At 41.7% G+C, this 16,975-nt stretch carries 20 protein-coding genes and 1 riboswitch; of the genes, 10 read left to right on the forward strand and 10 right to left on the reverse strand.

What is annotated here, in order from left to right:
* The first annotated feature begins 100 nt into the window (after positions 1 to 100).
* Positions 101 to 457 carry a dihydroneopterin aldolase gene (gene folB, locus IM473_RS17475; protein ID WP_287658023.1) on the forward strand — a complete coding sequence of 119 codons (357 nt, stop codon included), beginning with the start codon at positions 101 to 103 and terminating at the stop codon, positions 455 to 457.
* Here the strand turns inward: folB and IM473_RS17480 are convergent.
* Entirely contained in the window at positions 444 to 986 is a 543-nt protein-coding gene (locus tag IM473_RS17480; protein WP_287658024.1) for an NADPH-dependent FMN reductase, read from the reverse strand. The two genes, folB and IM473_RS17480, sit on opposite strands and share 14 nt — an antisense overlap.
* A 160-nt stretch (positions 987 to 1,146) precedes the next feature.
* On the opposite strand from IM473_RS17480, the gene IM473_RS17485 reads away from it, so the two are divergent.
* Complete coding sequence (locus IM473_RS17485) at positions 1,147 to 1,473, forward strand: antibiotic biosynthesis monooxygenase family protein (RefSeq protein ID WP_002759792.1); 327 nt, start codon at positions 1,147 to 1,149, stop codon at positions 1,471 to 1,473.
* On the opposite strand, the gene IM473_RS17490 is transcribed toward IM473_RS17485, so the two are convergent.
* From IM473_RS17490 to rseP, 3 genes are all read right to left on the reverse strand, one after another.
* A complete protein-coding gene (locus tag IM473_RS17490; protein ID WP_042790652.1) occupies positions 1,470 to 2,078 on the reverse strand; it encodes a rhomboid family intramembrane serine protease in 609 nt (202 codons plus the stop codon). The genes IM473_RS17485 and IM473_RS17490 overlap by 4 nt on opposite strands.
* A gap of 68 nt (positions 2,079 to 2,146) precedes the next feature.
* The gene (gene nth, locus IM473_RS17495; RefSeq protein ID WP_072924402.1) at positions 2,147 to 2,803 is read right to left on the reverse strand and encodes an endonuclease III; all 657 of its coding nucleotides are present in this window, start codon (positions 2,801 to 2,803) and stop codon (positions 2,147 to 2,149) included.
* Positions 2,803 to 3,894 (reverse strand): RIP metalloprotease RseP, encoded by a 1,092-nt coding sequence (gene rseP, locus IM473_RS17500; RefSeq protein ID WP_287658025.1) that lies wholly within the window; start codon positions 3,892 to 3,894, stop codon positions 2,803 to 2,805. Before rseP ends, nth begins: the two co-directional genes overlap by 1 nt.
* A 149-nt stretch (positions 3,895 to 4,043) precedes the next feature.
* Between rseP and IM473_RS17505 the strand changes: the two genes are divergently transcribed.
* From IM473_RS17505 to IM473_RS17515, 3 genes are all read left to right on the forward strand, one after another.
* Complete coding sequence (locus tag IM473_RS17505; RefSeq protein WP_287658027.1) at positions 4,044 to 4,607, forward strand: bilin-binding protein; 564 nt, start codon at positions 4,044 to 4,046, stop codon at positions 4,605 to 4,607.
* A gap of 179 nt (positions 4,608 to 4,786) precedes the next feature.
* The gene (locus IM473_RS17510; protein WP_002747500.1) at positions 4,787 to 5,377 is read left to right on the forward strand and encodes a PAP/fibrillin family protein; all 591 of its coding nucleotides are present in this window, start codon (positions 4,787 to 4,789) and stop codon (positions 5,375 to 5,377) included.
* A 212-nt stretch (positions 5,378 to 5,589) separates the two neighbouring features.
* Complete coding sequence (locus tag IM473_RS17515) at positions 5,590 to 6,030, forward strand: DUF4164 family protein (RefSeq protein ID WP_104397644.1); 441 nt, start codon at positions 5,590 to 5,592, stop codon at positions 6,028 to 6,030.
* 150 nt (positions 6,031 to 6,180) lie between these two features.
* On the opposite strand, the gene IM473_RS17520 is transcribed toward IM473_RS17515, so the two are convergent.
* The 4 genes from IM473_RS17520 to IM473_RS17535 form a co-directional block, all read right to left on the reverse strand.
* A complete protein-coding gene (locus IM473_RS17520) occupies positions 6,181 to 7,626 on the reverse strand; it encodes a tetratricopeptide repeat protein (RefSeq protein WP_287658028.1) in 1,446 nt (481 codons plus the stop codon).
* Between the two features lie 10 nt (positions 7,627 to 7,636).
* Positions 7,637 to 8,932 carry a P-loop NTPase fold protein gene (locus IM473_RS17525; RefSeq protein WP_287658029.1) on the reverse strand — a complete coding sequence of 432 codons (1,296 nt, stop codon included), beginning with the start codon at positions 8,930 to 8,932 and terminating at the stop codon, positions 7,637 to 7,639.
* Between the two features lie 283 nt (positions 8,933 to 9,215).
* A complete protein-coding gene (locus tag IM473_RS17530; protein ID WP_002737239.1) occupies positions 9,216 to 9,467 on the reverse strand; it encodes a BolA family protein in 252 nt (83 codons plus the stop codon).
* A 71-nt stretch (positions 9,468 to 9,538) separates the two neighbouring features.
* Positions 9,539 to 10,186, reverse strand: coding sequence for a hypothetical protein (locus tag IM473_RS17535; RefSeq protein ID WP_287658030.1), 648 nt, complete (start codon positions 10,184 to 10,186; stop codon positions 9,539 to 9,541).
* Between the two features lie 230 nt (positions 10,187 to 10,416).
* Between IM473_RS17535 and IM473_RS17540 the strand changes: the two genes are divergently transcribed.
* Positions 10,417 to 10,998: a Uma2 family endonuclease gene (locus tag IM473_RS17540; RefSeq protein ID WP_287658031.1), complete on the forward strand. Its 582-nt coding sequence runs from the start codon at positions 10,417 to 10,419 to the stop codon at positions 10,996 to 10,998.
* A gap of 2 nt (positions 10,999 to 11,000) precedes the next feature.
* On the opposite strand, the gene IM473_RS17545 is transcribed toward IM473_RS17540, so the two are convergent.
* Together IM473_RS17545 and cbiE are read right to left on the reverse strand one after the other, a co-directional pair.
* Positions 11,001 to 11,633 (reverse strand): Uma2 family endonuclease, encoded by a 633-nt coding sequence (locus IM473_RS17545; RefSeq protein ID WP_287658032.1) that lies wholly within the window; start codon positions 11,631 to 11,633, stop codon positions 11,001 to 11,003.
* Between the two features lie 95 nt (positions 11,634 to 11,728).
* The gene (gene cbiE, locus IM473_RS17550; RefSeq protein ID WP_287658033.1) at positions 11,729 to 12,997 is read right to left on the reverse strand and encodes a precorrin-6y C5,15-methyltransferase (decarboxylating) subunit CbiE; all 1,269 of its coding nucleotides are present in this window, start codon (positions 12,995 to 12,997) and stop codon (positions 11,729 to 11,731) included.
* Between the two features lie 63 nt (positions 12,998 to 13,060).
* Here cbiE and IM473_RS17555 point away from each other — a divergent pair, with 63 nt between their 5' ends.
* From IM473_RS17555 to cobI, 4 genes are all read left to right on the forward strand, one after another.
* On the forward strand, positions 13,061 to 13,717 hold the full coding sequence (locus IM473_RS17555; RefSeq protein ID WP_287690541.1) for a nuclear pore complex Nup192/Nup205 family protein: 657 nt from the start codon (positions 13,061 to 13,063) through the stop codon (positions 13,715 to 13,717).
* Positions 13,688 to 13,846: riboswitch (cobalamin riboswitch) on the forward strand. It overlaps the preceding gene by 30 nt.
* A 57-nt stretch (positions 13,847 to 13,903) precedes the next feature.
* Complete coding sequence (gene cobG, locus IM473_RS17560; protein WP_287658038.1) at positions 13,904 to 15,328, forward strand: precorrin-3B synthase; 1,425 nt, start codon at positions 13,904 to 13,906, stop codon at positions 15,326 to 15,328.
* 1 nt (position 15,329) lies between these two features.
* Positions 15,330 to 15,956 (forward strand): precorrin-8X methylmutase, encoded by a 627-nt coding sequence (locus IM473_RS17565; RefSeq protein WP_287658043.1) that lies wholly within the window; start codon positions 15,330 to 15,332, stop codon positions 15,954 to 15,956.
* Positions 15,953 to 16,657, forward strand: coding sequence for a precorrin-2 C(20)-methyltransferase (gene cobI, locus IM473_RS17570; RefSeq protein ID WP_002765815.1), 705 nt, complete (start codon positions 15,953 to 15,955; stop codon positions 16,655 to 16,657). The genes IM473_RS17565 and cobI overlap by 4 nt, the downstream gene beginning before the upstream one ends.
* Positions 16,658 to 16,975 lie beyond the last annotated feature (318 nt).

Genomic DNA, 16,975 nt, shown 5'->3' on the forward strand with positions numbered 1-16,975 from the left:
GGCTAGGAAGTTTTCGTTTTCGGGAGTGGGTCGTCGATACCAAATTGGGTTACACTTCATCTTTGTGACCAACGCTACCAGTTTTTTAATTTAACTATCTATGGATACTATTCACGTTACAGGAATTCGTGCCTACGGTTACACAGGATATCTGGCCGAAGAACAGGTTTTAGGTCAATGGTTTGAGGTGGATTTATCCCTAGAAGTTGATATCAGCATTGCTGGCAAAAGTGACGCGATTGAAGATACCCTAGATTATCGACAGGCGATCAAAATTGTCAAACACCAGATTGAAACCAGCAAATTTGCCCTAGTGGAAAAATTGGCCACGGTTATCGCTGAGGATATCCTACAACTCGAGGGCGTGCGACAGGTAAGAGTACAATTATCGAAACCTGCCGCCCCAATTCCCAATTTTACTGGTAAAATCACCATTGATATTACTAGATCTCGTTGAGTTTACGGGTATTATCGACTAAACTTCGCGCAAAAGCGTCAAAACGTTGGGAAAGCTTCTCGTCAAGGATTTTTCCTTCTTCGTTGAAGACTTTCCACGCTTGTCCTAAGCTAATTTGTTCGGGAATTACCCAAGCATGAACCCAACGGAGAATAATTCTTAAATCATTGAGGGCGTTACTATTGGATTGGCCGCCTAAAACACTGATTAATCCAGCAACCTTTCCCGATAACTCCTCAAAACTCATTAAATCTAGGGCATTCTTCATCACACCACTGACACTGCCATGATACTCCGGTGTCGCCAAAATTAATCCCGCTGCCGATTTAACCGTTTGCTGCATTTTGGCCACATCGGGATAGTCAGAATAGTCATCTCCCCCGTTACAGAAGGGTAAAGAGAGTTTTCTCAGGTCAATTATCTCCGTTTCTACTCCTAACGCCGCTACTCGACTGATAGCAACTTCTAACGCCATCGTACTATAGGATCCGGGGCGTAAACTGCCATTAATACCAACAATTTTGACCATAGAATTTATACGAACTCATAACGACTACATATAAGCTAACAAAAAAAGAGACAATTGGGGAAGCTTAGTTAAAAAAATATGTCGATGGGGCGGAGGGAGCGATCGATCTAAGTTTTAATGAGAGTAGAAAGAAAGATTTATTCCATTTCCCCTCATTGCCATGCCAGAATTTCTCGATTTTCTCAAACATAAATATGCCTATGTGGCTATTGGTGAATTTAAACCGGGGTGTTTTTCCGAGGCCCAAAAACTCTACGAAAAGGCCGTTTCCACCTATTCTACGGGATTCCAGGGGGCTTTTCTGTTGCAAAAACCCGGAACCGATGAAGGAATTGCCGTAATCATCTGGGATAAAATCGATGATATGGAGGCAAATAAAAGCGAAGCCCACGAATTATTGCTGAAATCCATGGCTCCTCTATTTGCAAAACCGCCTGTCACCGATTTTTACGAAGTATGTAGCGAGATAGAAGGTTCCCCCATTTAGGAATAATGTTTCTTTTCGGTGGCGATTAATTTGGCGGCTAAAACCCCGCCTAGAAAGCCAAATAAATGTCCTTGCCAAGAAATCCCCGGACGGGAAGGCAAAACGCCCCAAATTGTGCCACCGTAGAGTAAAAAGACTAGAATTGACAAGAGTATAGAAGGAATATTTCTCTGGAAATAGCCCCGCAGTAATAAAAAACCTAAATAGCCAAAAATCAAGATACTTGCCCCGATATGGATGGATCCGGGAGCAGCAAATAACCAGACTCCTAACCCCCCCACCAGCATAGTTAACCCAGTCACAATAAAAAAGTCACTGGTTTCCTGTAACATCACCAACCAACCGAGAATCAGAAAAGGAACCGTATTAGCGATAAGATGGGGAAAGTCACCGTGTAGGAAAGGTGCGAAAAGAATACCCCGCAATCCGATGACTTGATGGGGAATAATCCCGAAATAGTCTAAACTACCCCGAAAAACAAATTGATCTAAAATCTCTAACAGCCAAAAAATCGCCACAAAAGTAGCGAGGATTATTGCTTGGGTTTTTATTTCTTGCCGTGATCCTTGACTCATAAGATTGATGGATGAGCTATTTTTTCCCATTATAGCCCCCCAGATCAGTTATCAGTTATCAGTTATCAGTTACCAGTTATCAGGTGTGAGTTTTCAGTTTACTGTTTACTGTTTGCTGCGGGACAAAGAGAGGCTAATTGACAGGAAAAACAAGCGGGATTTCTTGCTTTACAAACCGCCCGGCCGTGGTAAATAATACTAATAGAAAAAGTTTCCCAATCCGGTTGAGGTAGTAAAGCCATTAAATCCCGTTCAATTTTCACCGGATCGTTATTAGTAGTTAAACCCAAACGATTACTTAAGCGCTTAACGTGGGTATCTACTGTCACACCCTCAATAATCGCGTAAGCGTGAGCAAGTACCACATTAGCCGTTTTTCTAGCTACTCCGGGTAAAGTTAATAATTCCGCCATTGTCTTGGGTACTTCTCCTTGAAAATCCTTGAGGATTTTTTGACAAGCACCCTGAATATTTTTAGCTTTATTGCGATAGAATCCCGTGGAACGAATCAGGGTTTCTAACTCCTCTCGCTCGGCAAAAGCTAAGGATTTAGCATCGGGAAAACGGGCGAATAAAGCAGGAGTTACCTTATTTACCCGCTCATCAGTGCATTGTGCCGAGAGAATAACTGCCACCAATAACTGCACAGGAGTTTGATAATTTAAACTACAGGTTGCCTCTGGATATAATCGCTTTAAGTTGCTTAAAATCTCTAGGGCGCGCAGTTGAAGCTTAGTTTTTTTTCGAGGAGCCATCACTGGAATAAATCCTGAAAAACTGCTAGGTTAGCCGTGTCGCGCACGATTAAGAAAACTCCTAATCCTAAGAGTAAAACTAGACCTGTTTGCATGATGTTATCTTGCAGTTTAGTCGGGAGAGGTTTACCTACCAAAGCCTCGATTAATAAAAATACCAACTGACCACCATCAAGAGCAGGTAAAGGCAGAATATTAATCACCGCTAAGTTAATACTAATTAGGGCGGCAAATTGAAAAAGATTACCCGCATCATTACGAGCGATTGCTGCTCCATATTCGACAATTTTAACCGGTCCTGCTACCTGTTGAACACTGTCTTTAAAGTTACTAACTAACTGCCCAAAACCTTGCACGGTTAATACAATTAATCGTTGAAATTCACCCGCACCCAAGCTAAAAGCTTGACCAAAATTATCGGCTTTCAGGCGAGTTTCTTCACCGTTGGGAGCCAATCTCACCCCAATTTTACCCTGACCATCACTTCCCAATTCAGGAGTAACGATTAAATCGAGAGTTTCTGTCGGGCGTTTGATGGTTAATTTTAGGGGTTGATCGGGGGAAGATTGAATAATGTCACGGAAGTCAATAACGGCATTTTGAGAAGCACCAAGGGGCTGATCATTGATAGCGAGAACAATATCACCCGCTTTCATTCCCGCTTGTTTAGCGACGGAATTTTCAGCAGTGAAAACCTCTGGAATAATTACCCCTTCTTGATAGTTAATTTGGGGAAAACCCACCGTAGCGACTTGGGTAACAAGCAAAAAATAGGCAAAAATTAAATTAGCAATTACCCCGGCACTAATGACGATAGCTCGATCGAAAACGGGACGATTGCGTAATAAATCAGGATCGTTATTGGGAATTTGACTATCGGGATCGTCATCGGGAAAACCAACGTAACCCCCTAAAGGAATGGCGCGGAGGGCGTATTCTGTTTCTTTACCTTGATATTTAGCTAAAGCTGGACCAAAACCGATGGAAAAGCGATTAACATGGATAGATTGCCAACGAGCAGCGGCAAAATGACCTAATTCGTGAACGACAATTAATAGGGCAAGTACACCGATCGCTATTAAAACTGACATGATGATCAAAATATAATGACTTAGCTTTTGTTTATTGTAAGCGATCCTCCCAAGCAGATTGCAAAAAATCTTTAGTTATCGCTAATTTTTCGATCATTTATGCTAAAAGTGATCTTAACCGCCTAATCTGACCCAACGGAGAGCGATCGATGCCTTTGAGTGAGCGCGCCCAGCAATTAATCCCAAAAGCGAAAATCATCAGTTTCGCTAATTGGCCCTATCAGCAAGCAGCGATCGCTATTTGGCAACAAGCGGATGATCAAACTCGCTATCTCGACGATAGCGATTTAGATACTATCGTCAATTTAGAGCCTGATTTACTGGTTTCTAGTCAGCAAGCTCGAAAACTGCGGGATAATGCTAATAGTATCGTCGATAACGCTCGTCAGGCTTTATCAAGCCAATTTCCCACCATTTTTCAACCCGGAGGCGATCTTCATCCACCCCACCGTGCCGAAGCTTGTTGGCGTGATTTCTGGAACTTTTTACGTTGTATTACCTACGGTGTCGCCGGACAGCAGATTCCCTACACCAGTGCCGAGGGATTGGAAAATATGCGTCTTCTTTACCAAGAATTACAAGTACCATTAGGGGCGATGATTTCGGGGTTAGAAGCCTTAAAACAATACAGTTTAGATTATTTTAGCGACTCAGAAAAAACCGCAATTGCTCCCTATTTTGATCACTTAATTGCGGTTATGAAAAAGTTTTAAAACCGAGGCATTTAATCCGTGTTAAAATAGTGAGGCCAACAGTTAAAAATGCCGCTCACCGAGGTTAAAACTCCGTTGAACCCATGAAATCATCGGCGCGGGTGGGCCTCTTCGGGCCACCAAAAACCTCGATCGAGTGCCTGGCGGGTCGAGGTACTTTATAAAATGAGGGAGATTCTATGGATGCCAAAGCGAAATTACTAGAATTGATCGCTGGTAGAAATCGCGGACTCCTGGCCACGGAAAGCGACCGCGTGCGGATTTTAGCGGCGATCGAACAATTGGAGGACCACAATCCCCATCCTCATCCCCTCGAAGTTAAACAACTATTAGGGGGCAATTGGCGTTTACTATTCACCAGCAGCCGCGACATTCTGGGACTAGATCGCCTACCTTTTTTTCAATTGGGGCAAATTTATCAATATCTTGACCTGAACAAGGCCAAACTCTACAATATTGCTGAAATTACGGGCGTACCTTGGTTAGAAGGAGCAGTGATCGTCGCCGCTACCTTTGAACCCACCTCCGAGCGTCGGGTTATGGTCAAATTTGAGCGCTCGATCCTCGGTCTGCAACGTTTTCTCAATTATCATTCTCCCCAAGAATTTATCGACGCGATCGAAAGTGGCAAAAAATTTCCTCCCCTCGATTTTTCCTTCAATAATCGTGAACAAAAAGGTTGGCTCGATATCACCTATCTCGATGAAGATCTCCGCATCGGCCGCGGCAGCGAGGGCAGCGTCTTTATTCTCGCTAAGGAAAAAACCTAACTTAAGTAGGTAGGCGTTAAAAGTTGTCAGATCCCCCCTTATCAAGGGGGGCAGGGGGGATCGAACCTAAAATCCATTTTTAATTTAATTATAACCAGCTACTTATTACCATAAGACTAAATACTAGGCAATAGGTAATCAGTTTCTAATAACCAGATTTAGGATTAAGATAAAATTATTGTACTATCATTACTCCCAGGAATTTTACCAAAATGTCTAACGAAACTGTTACTTATAGTCTTGAATCTGTACTCAAGGAAATCAAAGACAGCATCAAGGAGGTTAACCAAAAAATCGATACCCTACAAAGAGATGTCACCCAAAAAATCGACACCTTGCAACAGGATGTTAACCAGAAATTTGACAGCCTACAGAAGGAAGTTAACCAAAAAATCGACACCTTGCAACAAGATGTTAACCAGAAATTTGACAGCCTACAGAAGGATTTTAACCAGAAATTTGATAAGATCGACGAACGGCTAACTAAGCTAGAGGTAGGACAAGCAAAACTAACTGAGAAAGTCGATGGGATGGATAGAAGACTAGAAAAGGTGGAAGGAACCCAAAAAAATCAAGTTTGGACGTTAATTATTCTTTTAGGAGGAGCGATCGGAACAGCAGCGTGGCGCTCTTTCTTTTCTGGTAATCCTTAGAAATATTACTATAATTTCTCACTTTAGGGTAGTTATGAGGGGAAATTAGCAGATGTCAAACTCAGGTTAAAAATAAGGGATATTTAACCCATTTACAACTAAAGGAAACTTAACCACCCCCAGAAAGAAAGCAACGATTAAGGAATATTTTCAGGTTTCTAATCTCCGAATTGCCTGATCGCACTTTTGAACATATCCTGCTAACCCCAATGCTTGAAATAATTTCCGCGCTTGAAGAATTGCTTCTTTCGCTTCCGCTATACGTTTGAGTTTATAGTAGGTAACTCCCAGATTCAACAGAGTCTTTGGTTCTCCTATGATATACTCCATTTCCTGAAAGATTGCTAAAGACTGTTGATAAAACTCGATCGCTTTTTGGTATTCTCCTAGGGAATCGTAAACATTCCCCAAACCTAGATAGGAATAAGCTTCTCCTGTTATATCAGAGATTTCCCGTTTGATTGCTAAGGACTGTTGATGAAACTCGATCGCTTTTTGGTCTTCTCCTAGGTAATTGTAAATATTGCCCAAATTATTGTAACAATACGCTACTCCCCTTATATCATAAATTTCCTGAAAGATTGCTAAGGACTGTTGATAAAACTCGATCGCTTTTTGGTATTCTCCTAGGGAATGATAAGCATTGCCTAAATTATTGTAAGAATCTGCTTCTCTCCAGCGATCTCCGATTTTCTGAAAGATTGCTAAGGACTGTTGATAAAACTCGATCGCTTTTTGGTCTTCTCCTAGAAAATAGTAAATACCTGCTAATGAGTCGAGACTCGCAACTAAATCAAGTTCTAGATTTAACTCTGTTTGTAAATCGATCGCTTTTTGATAATACTCGATCGCTAAATCTTGTTCCTGACGATAATCTGACAATGGCAGATTTGATAAACGATGGTTATAAATCTTAGCTAAACTGGCATATAAACTGGCTAATCTTGGCTCTTTTTTGCCTTTATTTACCTCGATTTGCTCGATTAATTCTAACAGGTCTTCTTTAGAGATAAAAGGAATATCTTTGTCTATAGTAATTTCGTCAAAAGATTGTAAAATTGGTAAAAATTCTTGACAAGGTAAAAAGTTACTTGGAGGAGAAATAAAGCGAAAAACTCCTTTTCTCCAACTCCAAAAATCGGGGGACTTTTTGCGTAAATTTACTTCCACTGTGCTTGTTACCCAAAGAACGATAGAATAGGGAAATTCTCGCAATCCTTCCCTTGTCCATTGCAGATAACCAAAAAATTTATCTAGTTCCGATTTTTCCCGTTGCCATTCGATCGAGTGTAATTTTTCCACTCCTGTGGTTGTGATCACAGCGTTTTTGCTTTGTAATAACTCTGGTTTTCTGGAGACTAAACTAGCAATTGCTGCTCTTAAACTCGGTTCTTTTTGATCTAAATCAATCCGATAACAAGGGATTACTGGTTCTAATTCTTTGCTATAGCGATCAATAATTTCTTCTCGCAATTTTTCCTGATCACACACACAAATCAATATATTTAATCTCTCTTGATTTGCCTCTAGAGATACGATTAAACCTTCGTATTCTCTTTCATTTTGGTCAATAATTGAAGATGTTTCATTATTCATAATATCCCATTCAAATTGTTCCTCTTTTTTTCATTAACTCAACCACAATCGGATGCACGTTATACCAGAGATCGCCATTGCGGTATTCCAAAATATATAAACCATGCAACAGATCTAGAAAATTTTGATCCTTGAGATCCTTCGGTTTTGACTTTTCATAAACAGTTTTAATAATTTCCTCATCTGCTGTACCGATACTTTCAGCAAAATCGAGACTAAGTTCTGTGATTGATTGTTCTAAAACAGCTTGATTAATTTTTAGGGTATTATCATCGGGATAACGACGAACCGATCGCAAACAAACCCGACAGCAATCATTAGTAATGCGAATTAATTCTCGTAACACTCCCCCACTATAAAGACAAATTTTTTCGAGGGTGTCAGGATCGATTAAAGCGGAATCGATGCGCTTAGTGATTATCTCGGTTAAAGTAGCAATAATTTGGGGATCGGGTATAGCATTAGGTGAATTAATTTCTCCCTGTTTAAAGAGTTTATATACAGGCATTTGCACGATCTGATCGTTGGTTTCTGTTTGGAGAGTTGCCTTTAAAGCTACTTCTCTTAAAGCGGCGATCGGAATAGTCATAATAATCCGAAAACCGGGCAACATAATCGCTTTAATATGGGATTGAAAAATATCCCTTACCTGTGCTAAGTCAATTTTATCAATGTCATCAACAATTACTAAGATTTTTTTCTGACTTTGGGACTCAATCGCACTAGCTATAATGTTAATTTGGGCAACTAAATCGGTAATTCTCCGCTCATACTTTTGTTTGATTTCCTCGCGAATAGTCGAATTAATCTTGAGAATTCCTTTAATGTGAGCTAGTAAAGAAGAAAAGTTAAAACCTGTTTCGACAGTGGCATCTGCTTGATTGGTTTCGGTGCGGATTTGTTCAGCAAACCATTGATAAAAGCTTTTTTTAATAGAATCTTTAATAGTTAAATTTTGGGCTTCCGCTTCTGACATCATCTGAACGGCGATCGAGAATAAAATATTAACATGATTTACGTCTGACATTTCGATCATGTCTGAGATCGAGAAGAAAACAACAAAATAGCGATCATCTAACTTTCTTTTAAATTCATAGAGTAGGGTTGACTTACCACAACCCCGATGTCCTGCTAGAATAATTTTTCCGTCTTCCGAAGGACTATCTTCGACCAATTGTTCTAATTCGTCGATAATTTCTGTGCCGTATTTGACAGCAAAACGCTGTAATTCTTTATCCGATCGCAGGGGTAAAAGTTCCAAATTGCGATAGGCTTCTCGAAAGGGTTCCAGTAAAGGACTAACCATAAGTAATTAGGGTTTGCGGCAAAAAGTTTTTCGTGGGGGTAGGGTGTGGGGTGTGGGAATTATGAATTATGAATTATGAATTATGAATTATGAATTGGGTAGTTGGCTCTTCTAGGTTCTGTGTGATAAGTTTAACTTACAGAGGATCGATCAATCTTTGTGTCCTTTGTGTCTTTGTGGTTCCTTCCACTCGCTCGCTAGGAAGAATGTATTTTAGAATACATTTTGCCCACCAAACCTAAGAGAGCCAAAAAACTAACTGATAACTGATAACTGATAACTGTTATTTTTCTGCTGCCCAACTGTCGGGAGTGTAGGTTTTTAATGCCAAAGCATGGATGGCTTCGGTAGCCAGTGCCGATTGTAAAGCGCCATAAACCATTTGATGCTGTTTAACGCGGGTTTTGCCAGCAAATTCGCCAGAAATAACCACCGCTTCCAAATGATCGCCACCTCCCGTCAAATCCCGAATCATCACTTGTGCATCGGGGATTTGTTCTTGAATCATCGCTTCTACTTGGCGAAAGTCAACCATCTTAACTCCTCAAAACAATTAAAGATACTCTGATCCCATTGTTACCGAAAGCTCGTCAATGGGGACAAAATTTACTGCTGTGGGGGGGAGTTGTTAGGAGTTGCCGATGTGGGAGTCGGTGCGGAGATGGGTGTACTGACAAATCCCATCTCGTAGAGTTGTTGATAGCTTTTTTGTCCTAATTCACTGGTGGGGTTTTGGGATTGAATCACCTGAATTAACAAAGGAACCGCCAATTCTGGCTGATTTTGCGCCCTATGGACCAAAGCAAGCTGATAGGTGGCTTCATCCCGCATTTGTCCCGTGTTTAAAGCACTTTGACGCTGAGAATCGAATACTTTTGGGTCAATTCCTGAGAAACTATTAGCTAATTGCAGATGATAGTTAGATAGTTGGTTAAAAATCCGACGCGCTTGATTGAGTTTGTCCACAGCGACATCGTATTTAGCGGCATTAATAGCGGTGTTCGCTTCTTCCACTAAACGTTGTCCCCCCTGAAGACTCAGGACACTATCGGCTTGATTTAAGGGTTTCAATTCGTTAGGATCGCTGGCAGGAGTGTTAGAGTCGGGGGTTTGTGCTTGTCCGTCAGGTGCGATCGCAATCACTAAACCGATCACCAGAGTGAGCAGATAAATTAAACTATAAGGCTGTTTTCGCTTAACCATAAAATTTCTCGACTTAATGTTCCTGATGGGAACGGCTATTTTTTCTAACATCGACAACTGACCTATAGTAGCTTTTTTGGGGCAGTTTCGATCCGACCCCAGCTTTCTAGACGTTAGCTCTAGCGGTTTTGTCGCCATGGCAACCGATGATTTTTCTAGAAAAATCAGTATAAGTCCCCAAAAAGTTAGTTTATCCCCCTGATTAATTGTTTTGATACTGATAATTCACCCCTTGGCAAGCTGTCCAGATAGAATAAAGAGAAAGTAGGAGTTTAGTTGAAATGTCTTTATCACTGATTACTCGTAAGTTTACGGTGGAAGAATACGAAAAAATGACAACCCAGGGAATAATCAAACCCGATGAAAAAGTCGAATTAATTCGAGGAGAAATTATCAAAATGTCACCGATGGGAACCCGTCATGCTGCCTGTATAGCTAGATTAACACAGTTATTTTATCGAAAATTCGGTGATCTTATTCTCTTAGGAGTGCAAAACCCGATTAGATTAAATAATAATTCTCAACCAGAACCAGATTTAAGTTTACTAATACCTCGATCAGATTTTTATGTTGCTGCCTATCCTTGTCCTCAAGATATCTATTTAATTATTGAAGTTTCCGATTCTACCCTCGATTATGATCGCTATACTAAAATCCCTCTTTATGCAGAGGCAAATATTCAAGAAGTTTGGATCGTCAATCTCAAGGAAGAATGTTTAGAAGTTTATCGCCATCCGCTGCAGGGTAGTTATCAGGATATTCAGAAATATTATCGAGGTGAAATTATTTTTATTGAATCCTTTCCAGCAATAGAGTTAACTTTAATTGAAATACTCGGCAATAAAAGTGAGATCAAGGGGTAAACTTAGATATCGTCAGGATTAATGCCTAATTCCCGCAGTTTATTGGCTAATCGTTCCGCTCGTTGTTTTTCCTGATTATAGCTAGTGAAAGCTTGTCCATCGGGATAAAAAAGCAACATTTCCGGTTCCCCTAACTGAAAACGTATTCCTAAACGGGGACTAACCCAATTATCGAGAGTTTCTAGAATTTCTAGCTGATTTTCGCCTCTTATCCCACCACTAGCATCGTTTTTATGGGGATCATAAATATAATATTCCTCGACCCCATAACGCTGATAAAATAGCTGTTTTTTGGCCATTTCCGTGAGGGTGTTACCCGGAGAGAGGATTTCAAAAACCACCTGGGGACTAATATTATTTTCTAGCCATTGTCGATAGGAACCCCTTTCCCCTTTTGGTCTCCCAAAAACCACCATGATATCCGGCGCTTGACGTAGTTTATTATCATTTTCCACAGGATACCAGAGTAAATCACCCGCAACAAAGACATCAGACTGCTCGCGAAATAGCCAGTCTAAATTAGTTTTAATTGTCGTAATCCAACGAAATTGCAGGGTATTATCGGCCATGGGTTGACCATCGCTATCGGGGTAGATAATTTCAGTGACGTTAGTTTTATCTAGTTGCGAAACCATAAGACTAATTAGGGTTTGCTGAAGAAGTTTGTTAGTGGGGAGGAGTCGGAATATTGACAACTTTTGCAAGACAGATCAAGGACAAAATCAAGGATTTACAATCTCGGTTTCAGAACAGTCCACTGGGTTACGGGGGCCATGGCTTTCCAACCTAAAAACTTACCGACCGGTTCGGCTTTTTCAATGCCAATCCGCAGCAGTTCCCCTCCTAATTTACTATGCCATTGCAAGAGGACTAATTCACTTTCAATTGTAACAGTGTTGGCAACAAGACGACCCCCGGGGCGCAGGGCTAACCAACAGGTTTCCAATATATGGGGTGTGGTGATACCGCCACCAATAAAAATAGTGTCCGGTTGCGGTAAATCTTCCAAGGCGCTCGGTGCGATTCCAGCGACGATTTGCAGATGGGGCGTTCCCAGGGCGGCGGCATTATCGGCAATGTATTGTAATCTGGTGGGATGATGTTCGATCGCAATAGCCTGGCAACGGCGATCGCTACGCAGCCACTCAATGGCAATGGAACCACAACCTGCCCCCACATCCCAGAGCAATTGTCCGGGTAAGGGAGCCAATCTACTCAGTGTGATAGCACGAACTTCTCTTTTTGTCAACTGGCCGTCATGATGGTAGGCAGAATCCGGCAGTCCTGGAAGGCGCGGCGCCCGGGTGGGGGGATGGGAGGAGATGCAGCTAATGGCGATGACATTTAAATCCGCCAGATTTGTAAACTCCCAATCGTTGGCGATGCCTTGAATGTGGCGTTCTAGGGTTCCCCCTAGATGTTCTAAAACCGTGATGGAACTCTCGCCAAAACCTCCCTCCCTGAGCAGCCGAGCAGCGATCGCCGGAGTCTGGGCATCAGCACTCAGTACCAGCAGTTTAGCACCGGGATAAAGCACCCCATTCAACCAAGCCGGGGGCCGACCGCACAAACTCAAAGTTTCCACTTCACTCAGGGACCAACCCAAACGACTACAGGCAAGACTGAAGGCAGAAGGAGAGGGAATAATCGTCATTTCCTCAAGGGGAATCTGACGGGTGAGGGTGACACCAATTCCGTAGCACATGGGATCACCACTAGCCAAAACACAGACGGATTGACCACGAAGGCGGATAATCTCGTTAATGGAGTCTTGGATGGGAGAAGTCCAGAGCAGTTTTTGCCGTTGATCCTCTGGGGGTAACATTGCCAGATGACGTTCACCACCGACAATAACTGATGCTAAAGAAAGCAGACTTCGCCCCACCGAACTTAACCCTTCTAAGCCATCTTCACCAATTCCTATAATCGATAGCCATTTCGATTTACAATTGCGATCCGCCATATTAAAAAAAATCGCTACTATTTCATTATCTGCCATCAGGCTCTATCCTTCAAACAAGATATAATCGGCTTAGTGTCAAGTTAATTCAGAGGAAAAATTATGACCACCACCGCCGATGACGTTTGGAGATTATTAGCCGAATTAGTAGAAGCTCAAAAAGAGACAGAAAGATGCTTTCAAGAAACCGAGCGACGCTTTCAAGAAACCGAGCGTGTTCTCAAAGAACAATCTTTAGAAACCGAGCGACGCTTTCAAGAAACCGAGCGCATTCTCAAAGAACAATCTTTAAAAACTGATCGCCAAATTACTAGACTCAGTCAAGAAATTGGTAATCTTGGGGGTAAATGGGGTCGTTTTGTCGAAAATATGGTAGCCCCAGCTTGTGAGACTTTATTTTTAAATCGTCAGATTCCCGTACATCAAGTTAGTCAAAGAGTCAAAAAACGTCTCGACGGTAAAACCTTAGAAATTGATGTGTTAGTAACTAATGAAAATCATGTGCTAGTAGTGGAAGTTAAAAGTAGTTTAAGTGTAGATGATGTCAAAGAATTAATCAAGAATCTAACAGAATTTAGGCAATTTTTTCCCGAATATAACCACAAACAATTATATGGGGCAGTAGCAGGCATTGAAATCGAAGAGGGAGCGGATAAATATGCTTATCGTCAAGGTTTATTTGTCTTAGCACAAAGGGGGGAAAATGTAGCGATTCTTAACGATACTGAGTTTCAACCGAAAACGTGGTATAATCCTTAAACTTGTCTTTGGGAAAGTCCAGTGCAATTCTGGTACTGTGCCGCAGCTGTAATCAAGTAAAAAGTAAAAAGAGTACATCTTCCCTTTTTCCTTGCGAGTCAGAATACCAATTACAAGTTTTTAATCGGTAGTATAGACAACTAATTTTCTAACTACTTCTCTGCGTCGCATGGAGAACAAACAACGGTGAATTGGTTAGTTGAAGCAAATGCTTGTCCCGGTTTATTTTATGGAACTGCTGCCCAGGATGGGTTTTTAATTCGTCTCCGCACCCCCGGTGGATGGCTCAATTCTCCACAGGGAAAAGCGATCGCCAATTGGCTCGAACAATGGCAGACGACAATACAAGTTACCAATCGGGCAAATTTGCAAATTCGCGGACTGCAAAAATCCCCCACTTTAGAAGCATTTCAAACCCTGCAAAAATTAGGGTTAGCTGCCCATAATCCCAGTGTTGATCATCTGCGTAATATCATGTCTAGTCCCACTGCCGGAATTGACTGCCAAGAATCGATCGATACTCGTCCATTAGTCCAAGAATTAGATAATTTTATCCAAAATTATCCATCAATTGCCCAACTAAGTCCTAAATTTAGTATCGGTATCGATGGCGGTGGTGCAGTGGGAATTGGCACCGGTTCAACTATGGCCTGGCAACACCGCTATAATGAGATTCAGCTATCGGCAATTACCGTCAAAAATCCGACAAATTTAACTTCTCTTGTTTGCTTTCGATTAGCACTCGGAGGAGATAAACAATTCTATGACACGGAATTGTTAATTGAGCCAGAAAACTGTTTAGCTGTGGTCAAAGCTTTAGTAAAGGTTTATGTCGATTATGTTCAACAAACCCCCAATATCAAGGGTAAAAAACCGAGGATGAAACACCTGCTCAAAGATTGGGGATTAGCAAAATATCTCGAACAAGTTAACTACCAATTACATCGGACTTCTACCGGCATAATACAAGGGCAAGAATACCGGCAGGCTGCCCATTCCACTCAACCCTATTTTCATCTGGGAATTCATCCTCAAAAGCAACCCGGATTGTCTTATATTGGTCTACCATTAAGATTAGGACAATTGACGGCTAATCAACTATGGGGATTAGCGACACTATCAGAAACTTTTGGCAGTGGTCAGTTACGATTAACCCCTTGGCAGACTGTTATATTACCCGATATTCCCGATGAAAAAGTGTCAGAATTGTTGCCAAAACTGGCATCCTTAGGATTATCCGCTTCTCCCGGATGGGATGCGGGGATAGTTGCCTGTAGCGGTAAACCAGGTTGTGCAGCAGCGGCCACTGCAACTCAAATTCATGCTTCTCTCCTAGCAGATTATTTGCAGGAACGCTTAACCTGCAATTCTCCTGTTAATATTCATTTGACAGGTTGTGCTAAATCCTGTGCTCAACCAGGTCCAGCCGAAATTACCCTTTTAGGAACTACCATCGAGGAAAATGGGCAAATACTAGAAGCTTATCAAGTCTATGTGGGTGATAGTCAAAAGTTCTTAGAAACACCCATATTTGAGGGAGAATTTACCAAGATTCCCCCCCTCATAGCCCAAATTTTAAGCTCCCAAAAATCGAAAAATTTAGATGAATAGAATGGAATACATTAAGAATGGTGAGGAAATTTACCGCAAATCTTTTGCTATTATTCGGGCTGAAACTAACTGGGAAAATCTCCCCGATGATTTAGCTCATGTGGCGGTTCGTCTAATTCATTCCTGCGGGATGACGGACATAACAAAAGATTTAGAAGCATCACCGGACGCGGTTAAAATCGGACGAAATGCCCTCGCTGGGGGTGCAGCAATTCTCTGTGATTCTCAAATGGTCGCTAATGGCATTACCAAAGCGCGTTTACCTAAAAATAATCCGATTATTTGTACCCTCAATCATCCAGAAGTGACCGAGTTAGCACGGCAAATTAATAATACCCGATCCGCTGCCGCTTTAGAACTTTGGCGACCTCATTTAGCTGGGGCAGTGGTAGCCATTGGTAATGCACCAACCGCACTTTTTCGCCTACTAGAATTGCTCGATCAAAATGTAGATAAACCGGCTTTGATTTTAGGCTTTCCCGTGGGATTTGTGGGAGCGGCAGAGTCGAAAACAGAATTAGCAACTAATAGTCGTGGTGTGCCATTTATTACCCTGCACGGACGTAGGGGAGGCAGCGCAATCGCAGCAGCAGCAGTCAATGCTTTAGCAAAAGAGAACGAATTATGAATAAATTAGGCAAACTTTATGGATTAGGAATCGGGCCAGGTGATCCCGAATTGTTGACGCTAAAAGCACACCGGATTCTCACAACTGTTCCGGTAATTGCTTATCCTACCTTAGAAAGTGGCAAAGTTTTGGCACGGGCAATTGTCTCGGATTTTATCCGTCCCGAGCAGATAGAAATTCCCATGCCTTTACCTTTTAGTGTCGAGCGCAGTTCTCAACCTCATTATGATATTGCCGCCGAAAACATCGCCGAACAGTTAAACTTAGGTCGAGATGTGGCGGTTTTATGTGTGGGCGATCCGATGTTGTATGGCACATTTATGTATATCTTTAATCGCTTGTGTGATCGCTTTTCAATTGAAGTCGTGCCGGGTATTTCTTCAGTGATGGCAAGTGCAGCAATGCTGGGTGTACCTATTACTTATCGAAATGACGTATTTAGTATTATGCCCGCTACTTTAGAGGCGGAAATATTGCGGGATCGCCTAGCCTTTATCGATGCAGCGGCGATTATTAAATTAGGCAGACATTTCGCTAAAGTTCGCAATATTCTCGAGGAATTAGGATTATTAGAACGCGCCCTCTACATCGAACGAGCAACCTTACCCAATCAGCAAATTATTCCGATTACAGAAGTCGATCCAGAGGCTGCTACTTACTGGTCATTAATTCTGATTCCTAGTAAAACTAAACCGCAATAACTCTATAGACACTAAGTTAAATTCTCTATCCCCTACCTGACAGAACCTATAGGGTTTAGATGATATTATGAAAATGTCTTTTCTTCGTTGCTTTTTTGATTGCATAGGAGGTTATATACAGCGTTTCTCGGATTGATAAGTAGGTAGGCGTTAAAAATTATCAGATGCCCCCCTTATCAAGCTGTCCTTTAGTCACATCTTTCTTAACATTTCAAACCTTTGTAGCACAAGGCTTTCAAGACTCGGTTAACAATTTGTAATATTCCTTGTTGACACCCTTACTGACAAAGAAAAAACTGAAATCAAGTCAGGATAAGG

Source organism: Microcystis sp. M015S2, from assembly GCF_020245945.1.
In the GTDB taxonomy this organism is placed as follows: Bacteria; Cyanobacteriota; Cyanobacteriia; order Cyanobacteriales; family Microcystaceae; genus Microcystis.

Bases quoted from the DNA above. Each gene is read 5' to 3' on its own strand.
- IM473_RS17565 (WP_287658043.1), top strand. From the start codon at position 15,330: ATGGAATACATTAAGAATGGTGAGGAAATTTACCGCAAATCTTTTGCT.
- cbiE (WP_287658033.1), bottom strand. From the start codon at position 12,997: ATGGCAGATAATGAAATAGTAGCGATTTTTTTTAATATGGCGGATCGC.
- IM473_RS17515 (WP_104397644.1), top strand. From the start codon at position 5,590: ATGTCTAACGAAACTGTTACTTATAGTCTTGAATCTGTACTCAAGGAA.
- IM473_RS17480 (WP_287658024.1), bottom strand. From the start codon at position 986: ATGGTCAAAATTGTTGGTATTAATGGCAGTTTACGCCCCGGATCCTAT.
- rseP (WP_287658025.1), bottom strand. From the start codon at position 3,894: ATGTCAGTTTTAATAGCGATCGGTGTACTTGCCCTATTAATTGTCGTT.
- IM473_RS17535 (WP_287658030.1), bottom strand. From the start codon at position 10,186: ATGTTAGAAAAAATAGCCGTTCCCATCAGGAACATTAAGTCGAGAAAT.
- IM473_RS17490 (WP_042790652.1), bottom strand. From the start codon at position 2,078: ATGGGAAAAAATAGCTCATCCATCAATCTTATGAGTCAAGGATCACGG.
- IM473_RS17540 (WP_287658031.1), top strand. From the start codon at position 10,417: ATGTCTTTATCACTGATTACTCGTAAGTTTACGGTGGAAGAATACGAA.
- IM473_RS17505 (WP_287658027.1), top strand. From the start codon at position 4,044: ATGCCTTTGAGTGAGCGCGCCCAGCAATTAATCCCAAAAGCGAAAATC.
- IM473_RS17485 (WP_002759792.1), top strand. From the start codon at position 1,147: ATGCCAGAATTTCTCGATTTTCTCAAACATAAATATGCCTATGTGGCT.
- nth (WP_072924402.1), bottom strand. From the start codon at position 2,803: ATGGCTCCTCGAAAAAAAACTAAGCTTCAACTGCGCGCCCTAGAGATT.
- IM473_RS17525 (WP_287658029.1), bottom strand. From the start codon at position 8,932: ATGGTTAGTCCTTTACTGGAACCCTTTCGAGAAGCCTATCGCAATTTG.
- IM473_RS17555 (WP_287690541.1), top strand. From the start codon at position 13,061: ATGACCACCACCGCCGATGACGTTTGGAGATTATTAGCCGAATTAGTA.
- IM473_RS17510 (WP_002747500.1), top strand. From the start codon at position 4,787: ATGGATGCCAAAGCGAAATTACTAGAATTGATCGCTGGTAGAAATCGC.
- cobI (WP_002765815.1), top strand. From the start codon at position 15,953: ATGAATAAATTAGGCAAACTTTATGGATTAGGAATCGGGCCAGGTGAT.
- IM473_RS17520 (WP_287658028.1), bottom strand. From the start codon at position 7,626: ATGAATAATGAAACATCTTCAATTATTGACCAAAATGAAAGAGAATAC.
- folB (WP_287658023.1), top strand. From the start codon at position 101: ATGGATACTATTCACGTTACAGGAATTCGTGCCTACGGTTACACAGGA.
- IM473_RS17530 (WP_002737239.1), bottom strand. From the start codon at position 9,467: ATGGTTGACTTTCGCCAAGTAGAAGCGATGATTCAAGAACAAATCCCC.
- IM473_RS17545 (WP_287658032.1), bottom strand. From the start codon at position 11,633: ATGGTTTCGCAACTAGATAAAACTAACGTCACTGAAATTATCTACCCC.